Origin of the sequence: Actinophytocola sp., assembly GCF_045807065.1 — a bacterium.
In the GTDB taxonomy this organism is placed as follows: Bacteria; Actinomycetota; Actinomycetes; order Mycobacteriales; family Pseudonocardiaceae; genus Actinophytocola.
Genome location: NZ_JBJMIE010000264.1, coordinates 1 through 5,412 on the forward strand (window position 1 = coordinate 1; position 5,412 = coordinate 5,412).

The 5,412-nt window shown below is 68.9% G+C and carries 7 protein-coding genes and 1 pseudogene; 5 read left to right on the plus strand and 3 right to left on the minus strand.

Going from position 1 to position 5,412, the window contains the following annotated elements; all coding sequences use genetic code 11:
• The 3 genes from ACJ73U_RS15385 to ACJ73U_RS15395 all read left to right on the plus strand — a co-directional run.
• A partial coding sequence (locus tag ACJ73U_RS15385) for a tetratricopeptide repeat protein (RefSeq protein WP_407778298.1) occupies positions 1–717 on the plus strand: 717 nt, incomplete at its 5' end.
• Positions 718–1,205: 488 nt separating this feature from the next.
• Positions 1,206–2,195: a threonine aldolase family protein gene (locus tag ACJ73U_RS15390; RefSeq protein ID WP_407778299.1), complete on the plus strand. Its 990-nt coding sequence runs from the start codon at positions 1,206–1,208 to the stop codon at positions 2,193–2,195.
• A 4-nt stretch (positions 2,196–2,199) separates the two neighbouring features.
• Complete coding sequence (locus ACJ73U_RS15395) at positions 2,200–2,718, plus strand: gamma carbonic anhydrase family protein (protein ID WP_407778300.1); 519 nt, start codon at positions 2,200–2,202, stop codon at positions 2,716–2,718.
• Here the strand turns inward: ACJ73U_RS15395 and ACJ73U_RS15400 are convergent.
• The 3 genes and pseudogenes from ACJ73U_RS15400 to ACJ73U_RS15410 form a co-directional block, all read right to left on the minus strand.
• Positions 2,715–3,482, minus strand: coding sequence for a GNAT family N-acetyltransferase (locus ACJ73U_RS15400; protein ID WP_407778301.1), 768 nt, complete (start codon positions 3,480–3,482; stop codon positions 2,715–2,717). The genes ACJ73U_RS15395 and ACJ73U_RS15400 overlap by 4 nt on opposite strands.
• Before the next feature lie 9 nt (positions 3,483–3,491).
• Positions 3,492–3,740, minus strand: coding sequence for a hypothetical protein (locus tag ACJ73U_RS15405; protein WP_407778304.1), 249 nt, complete (start codon positions 3,738–3,740; stop codon positions 3,492–3,494).
• Positions 3,741–3,886: 146 nt separating this feature from the next.
• Positions 3,887–4,258: pseudogene (locus tag ACJ73U_RS15410) on the minus strand (class I SAM-dependent methyltransferase); the annotation flags it as partial.
• A 74-nt stretch (positions 4,259–4,332) separates the two neighbouring features.
• Here ACJ73U_RS15410 and ACJ73U_RS15415 point away from each other — a divergent pair.
• Both ACJ73U_RS15415 and ACJ73U_RS15420 read left to right on the plus strand, forming a co-directional pair.
• Positions 4,333–4,752 carry an uL11 family ribosomal protein gene (locus tag ACJ73U_RS15415; RefSeq protein WP_407778302.1) on the plus strand — a complete coding sequence of 140 codons (420 nt, stop codon included), beginning with the start codon at positions 4,333–4,335 and terminating at the stop codon, positions 4,750–4,752.
• 73 nt (positions 4,753–4,825) lie between these two features.
• Positions 4,826–5,263: an HIT family protein gene (locus ACJ73U_RS15420; protein ID WP_407778303.1), complete on the plus strand. Its 438-nt coding sequence runs from the start codon at positions 4,826–4,828 to the stop codon at positions 5,261–5,263.
• Positions 5,264–5,412 lie beyond the last annotated feature (149 nt).

The window sequence follows — 5,412 nt, forward strand, 5'->3', positions numbered from 1 at the left end:
CACAATAACCAAAAAAGACTCACTACCAAAATGCGACTAGAACTCGCCCGAGTGTTGTCCGAACTCGGCGCGTTGGCCGGATGGGAGGCGCTCGACCAGTTCGAGGTCGGCCGGTCATGGGCACACCACGAGCAAGCCAAGCAGGCGGCACGCGAGGCGGACTCGCCCGGTTTACTGGCCCACGCTGTCGCGCAACAGGCGTTCATCCTGTCCGAGATCGGCGAGGTTCATCTCGCTATCGGTCAACTCGCGGAGGCGCGGAACCTGGTCAAGCGATCAGCGCCGCGTCTGCTTCGGGCGTGGCTCGCCGCTGCCCACGGCGAGGGCCTCGCTGCTGCTGGTCGGCGAGACGAAGCGCTGAGAGCGTTCGACGCCGCTGGATCACTCCTGCCGGCTGACCCAGTCGACCCGACGTTGCCGTTCCTGTTCCTTCAAGGTGCGCACCTGGACAGGTGGCGCGGTCATGCGCTCGCCGCACTCGGTGACGCTGGCGCGGTCGAAGTGCTGACCTACGCGCTTGAGCGGCTTGACCCAACCTTCGTGCGCGCGGAGACCACACTCCGCGTGGACCTCGCGTCAGCGCTCGTCGCCAGGGGCGAACTCGACCAAGCGCGGAGCCACGCGGTGCGCGCCGAACAGGTCGCGACGGAGATCGGATCGACCCGACAACAGCGTCGTATGCGATCACTGTCAGTAATGCTTGGACCGGTCGAGTAGGCTTTCCATGAGCGCGTGGAGCGCGTTTCGGCGTGACGCGGAACGTGACGCGAACTCGCGGGACAGGCGGGTCCAGAGGGCCACATGAGTCACGGGTCGAGGACAAAACGCCTGCTAGAGACCTAGGTAGATGTGATATTGGTCACTCGTAATGAGCAGGTCAAGGGTTCGATTCCCTTAGGCGGCTCCACTCGGGGCGAGGTGTGTTCGCGGAGGGCGCGAACCGCCTCGCTCCGCTTGGTTTCTGGGGGTGCAACCCCCAGATCCCGCCCGGCGGGCTTCGCCCCCGGACCCCCGGTCGTGGGATCGGTTGTGGAGGCTCGGCGGCTCCAGCCCTCGGCGTTGCTTTTGGCTGGGACACTTGGCGGACTTCGCCGCCTCGGGGGGCGTCACATTGGCTGGAGAACAGTGTGGTTGAGCAGGAGATTCGTTGGTCGTTGGTGGCGCATGCGCCTTTGCGACGTGCGCCACACATCATGCTGCGGCGGATGCTGGACCGGGTCGCGCCCGACACGCCGCTCTTCGGGCCGGACGCCCCCATGGCGCGGCTCGAGACGCGGCTTTCCGAGTTGCTCGGCAAGCCGCGGGCCCTGTTCTTCCCCAGTGGGACGATGGCTCAGCAGGTCGCCCTTCGCATTCATGCCGAGCGCATCGGTCGTGGCACCTTCACCGCGCATCTCACCAACCACCTCGACAAGTGGGAGCAGCGGGGCTACGCGGCGGTCCACGGGCTGCGCTACCACCCGGCCGGCGCCGCCGAGCGGCTGCTCACTCTCGATGACCTCCAGCAGGTCACCGAGCCTGTCTCGACGCTGTTGATCGAGTTGCCGCAGCGGGAGATCGGCGGGTTCCTGCCCAGCTGGGAGGACCTGAACGCGCAGGTCCGGTGGGCCCGCGAACGCGGGGCCGCCGTGCACCTCGACGGTGCTCGGCTCTGGGAGGCCCAGCCCTACTACGACCGTCCGCACGCCGAGATCGCCGCGCTCTTCGACACCGTCTACGTCTCCCTCTACAAGGGGCTCGAAGGGGTGCGGGGCGCGGTCCTCGCCGGTGACGAGGACACGATCGGACACGCCGAGGTCTGGCGGCAGCGGCTCGGCGGTGCGATACCGGATGCGTGGCCGCTCGCCGTCGCGGCGTTGATCGGGCTCGACGACGTGTTGCCGCGGATGCCCGCTTTCCGTGACCACGCCGTCGCGATCGCTGAGGCGCTCACCGTGGGCGGGATCTCCGTTGTGCCCGCAACGCCTCAAACGCCCTTGTTCCACATCCTGCTGCCTGTCGACGCGGCCGCGGCCACCCGCGCACGTGACGAGCTGATTGCCGAGCGTGGAGTGCAGGTGTTCAGCCGCGCGCAGCCCGAGTCGGTGCCCGGGCGGTGCCGGTTCGAGATCACGGTCGGGGAGAACGCGATGGAGTTCGAGCCGCACGAAGTGGTCGAGTTGATCGACGAACTGGTCCGCCGCGCCCTACCGTAGCCGGGTGCCCCTGTTCTCGTTCGAAGGCAAGACGCCCAGCGTGCACCCGGACGCGTGGATCGCGCCGACCGCGACGCTCATCGGTGACGTGCAGGTCGAGGCCGGCGCCTCGATCTGGTACGGCGCCGTCATCCGTGCCGACTTCGGCGCCATCGTGATCCGCGAAGGTGCCAATGTGCAGGACAACTCGGTCATCCACGTCGGGATGAGCAGGTGTGAGATCGGGCCGGGCGCCACGATCGGGCACCTGTGCCTCATCCACGACTGCTTCATCGGCGCCGAGGCGTTGATCGGCAACGGCGCGACCGTGCTCGACGGTGCCGTGATCGGTCCGCGCACGATGGTCGCGGCCGGCGCCGTCGTCACGCCGGGCACCGAGGTGCCGGGGGAGACCGTCGCGCTCGGCGCGCCGGCGAAGAGGTTCATACCACTCGCCGGCGCCGCCAAGACGTGGGTGGACCACAACCCCGCCATCTACCAGGAGCTCGCCCGGCGGCACCGGGACGGCATCGAGCCCGTCTAGGGGCGCGTGTACGGGACGGTCGTGGTGAGGCGGACGAACCCCAGCTTCTCCAGGATCGGCCGGCTCGTCGGCAACGCGTCGGTGCGCAGGTAGCGGTGGCCGCGTTCGCGCGCCAGGCGAGCCCTGCGACTCACCATCGCGCGGTAGATGCCCCTGCCGCGCCACTGCGGCAGCGTGCCACCACCCCAGAGGCTCGCGAAGTCCGTGTCGACGTGGAGGTCCACCCGCGCCGCGCACACCGGCTCGTCACCGGCCACCGCGAGCACGGGGACGACGGCGCCGGTGTGCAGGCGCTGCCGCATGCTGTCGATCATCGGGGTGTGGTCGCCGCCGAACACCGCGTCGTGCACGGCCTTCACCCGCTGCAGACCGTCCTCATCGGACACGTCGATGAGCCGAATCCCGTCCGGCGCCGGGAGATCCGGCACGTCGTCGACGTCCGCGACCATCAGCGCCTCCTCCTCGCCCGGCTCGAGACCCGCGGCACGCAGCCGCTCCGGGAGGTCGGCCGGCTGGTCGTAGGCGTAGTACTTCCACTCGATGGCACGGTTCCGCTCGGCGAAGTACCGCAGCTGCTCGGCGATCACCTCGTCGGCGTTGGACTCGGTCAGGTCGGACCACTCGACGCCGGACCAACCGTCCGGGTGTTCGCTGACGCAGCGGATCACCGAGCCGACGCGTTCGAACGTGCCACCGTCCAAAGTAGGCCGCACGACGTTGCGGAGTTGGCGGTCGAAGGCCGCGAGAGCGGCTGCGTGATCCATGCCGGCAGCCTATCGACGTGCCACGACAAGCAGGTGTGCGGTGGCGCCGAGGATTTCGGGATCCCGTTCGGTGCGCTCGAGCAGTTCGAGCAGCACCGCGCGCCGCTCGGGATCGGAGAGCCTCGCGGCCAGGTCGGGGATCCAGTGCGCAATACCCTCGACGGGAAGCAGGTCCACGAGTGTGAGTCCGGCGTCGGCGACCTCGGCGCGGATCTCGTCAGGCCGGTGGAAGTTGCAGGTCGTGAAGCCGTACGGCACGTTCTGCGTGCCACGTCGAACACCGGTGCCAGGTCGTCGCGCAACATGGGGAGGAAGCCGGGGGAGTCGACGGCCCCGCGCAGCATCCCTTCGCAGAGGGACGCCCACCGGCTGATGACCGCCGCGATGACGAGGTTCCGCGTCACGCGCCGGGCCTCCGCGAGCGCCCGAACCCGATCCGCGCGGTCCGGCAGGTGGTAGAGCGGCCCGAGGAGCAGCACGGCGTCGCGGCTGGCGTCCGGCTCGTCGAGTGCTCGCGCGTCCCCGGTCGCGGCCTCGATTCCCCTGGCACGTGCGGAGTTCACGTGCCGCGGCACCGGATCCACGAGCCTCACACGGTGCCTCTGCTCGCTGAGCCAGGTCGCGTGGACGCCGGAAGCACCGCCCACGTCGAGGATGTCGGCGTGCGGTGGGAGGTAGCGGCGAAGTAGAACCTTGGTGCGCAACAGTTCCAGCGAATCGGCCAGACGCGATTCCTCGCCGCCGCGGTCGTAGTACTCGAGGATGTCGGCGTCCATGCGGGGACGTTAGCCGGGTGTCCGCGAAATCGCACTTGAGTTTCACGTTACGTCAATTCCTAGCGTGCCTTGGCATGGCACAGAAGCAGAAGTTCCAGGTGACACTCGAACTGCCGGCGGGCGACGCGCCGATGGTCGACCTCGGCAAGATGCTGGGGCAGACCGGCGTGAACCTGGTCGAGGTCAAACGCTCCTACGACACGGCAACGGCCACCCAGCGCGGCGACGTGGTGCCGGTGGTGGTCACGGTCTTCGAGGACCGCACGTTCACGCTGCGCCTGAAGACCCCACCGACCGCGTTCCTCATCAGAAAAGCATTGGGCGGCAAGGGGTCGGCGCGTCCGGGCCATGTCAGCGCCGGCACCCTCACCCGCGCCCAACTACGCGCGATAGCCGAGCGGAAACTACCCGACCTGAACACCCCGAACCTCGACAAGGCCACCCGCATCATCGCCGGCACGGCCCGCTCGATGGGGGTGTCGGTAGTGGAGTGACCAGACCGGGCGGCGACGACTGTCGGTCGGCACCGATGGAAAAGTACCGCACGTAGGTGGTCGAATAACCCGCATGGCGTGCTACGTGTGTGACAAGCACAGGGCCGGTGACGGCGTGGTCAGCGGCGACGACCTCATGGTGCTCACCCACGTCCTCCCCGACGCGCCGGGCGCGGACGGGCGGGTCTACCTCGGCCACCTGACCGTCGAGCCGCGGCGGCACGTGGCCGGGCTCGCCGACCTCACCGACGACGAGGCCACCGCGCTCGGTCGGTGGGCGGCCAGGGGTGCCAGGGCCCTCCAGGCGGAGCACGTCTACTCGTCCGTGGTCGGTCATCAGGTCGACCACCTCCACCTGCACATCGTCCCGCGCTACCCCGGCACGCCCCGCGAGTACTGGTGGCCGCGCCTCGACGAGTGGCCCGACGCGCCGATGGGTGGCGCGGAAGAGGTCACCCGCATGGTGGACGACATACGGGCGAGGCTCGATGTGGATCCGCGCGCTCGATAGTGTCGGGGCTGCACCGAAGACGATGGAGGCCACCCCGATGCACCAGCCGGCGATTCCCCACCTCAGCGCCGCCGATTCCGAGCTTGCCCAACTCGTCGAGGGCGAGGCCCAGCGCCAGTTCGAGAAGGTGCGGCTCATCGCGTCCGACA

What these genes read in the sequence shown, in the direction of transcription:
- ACJ73U_RS15390 (WP_407778299.1), top strand. Translation starts at nt 1,206, where the DNA reads ATGCTGGACCGGGTCGCGCCCGACACGCCGCTCTTCGGGCCGGACGCC.
- ACJ73U_RS15400 (WP_407778301.1), bottom strand. Translation starts at nt 3,482, where the DNA reads ATGGATCACGCAGCCGCTCTCGCGGCCTTCGACCGCCAACTCCGCAAC.
- ACJ73U_RS15415 (WP_407778302.1), top strand. Translation starts at nt 4,333, where the DNA reads ATGGCACAGAAGCAGAAGTTCCAGGTGACACTCGAACTGCCGGCGGGC.
- ACJ73U_RS15420 (WP_407778303.1), top strand. Translation starts at nt 4,826, where the DNA reads ATGGCGTGCTACGTGTGTGACAAGCACAGGGCCGGTGACGGCGTGGTC.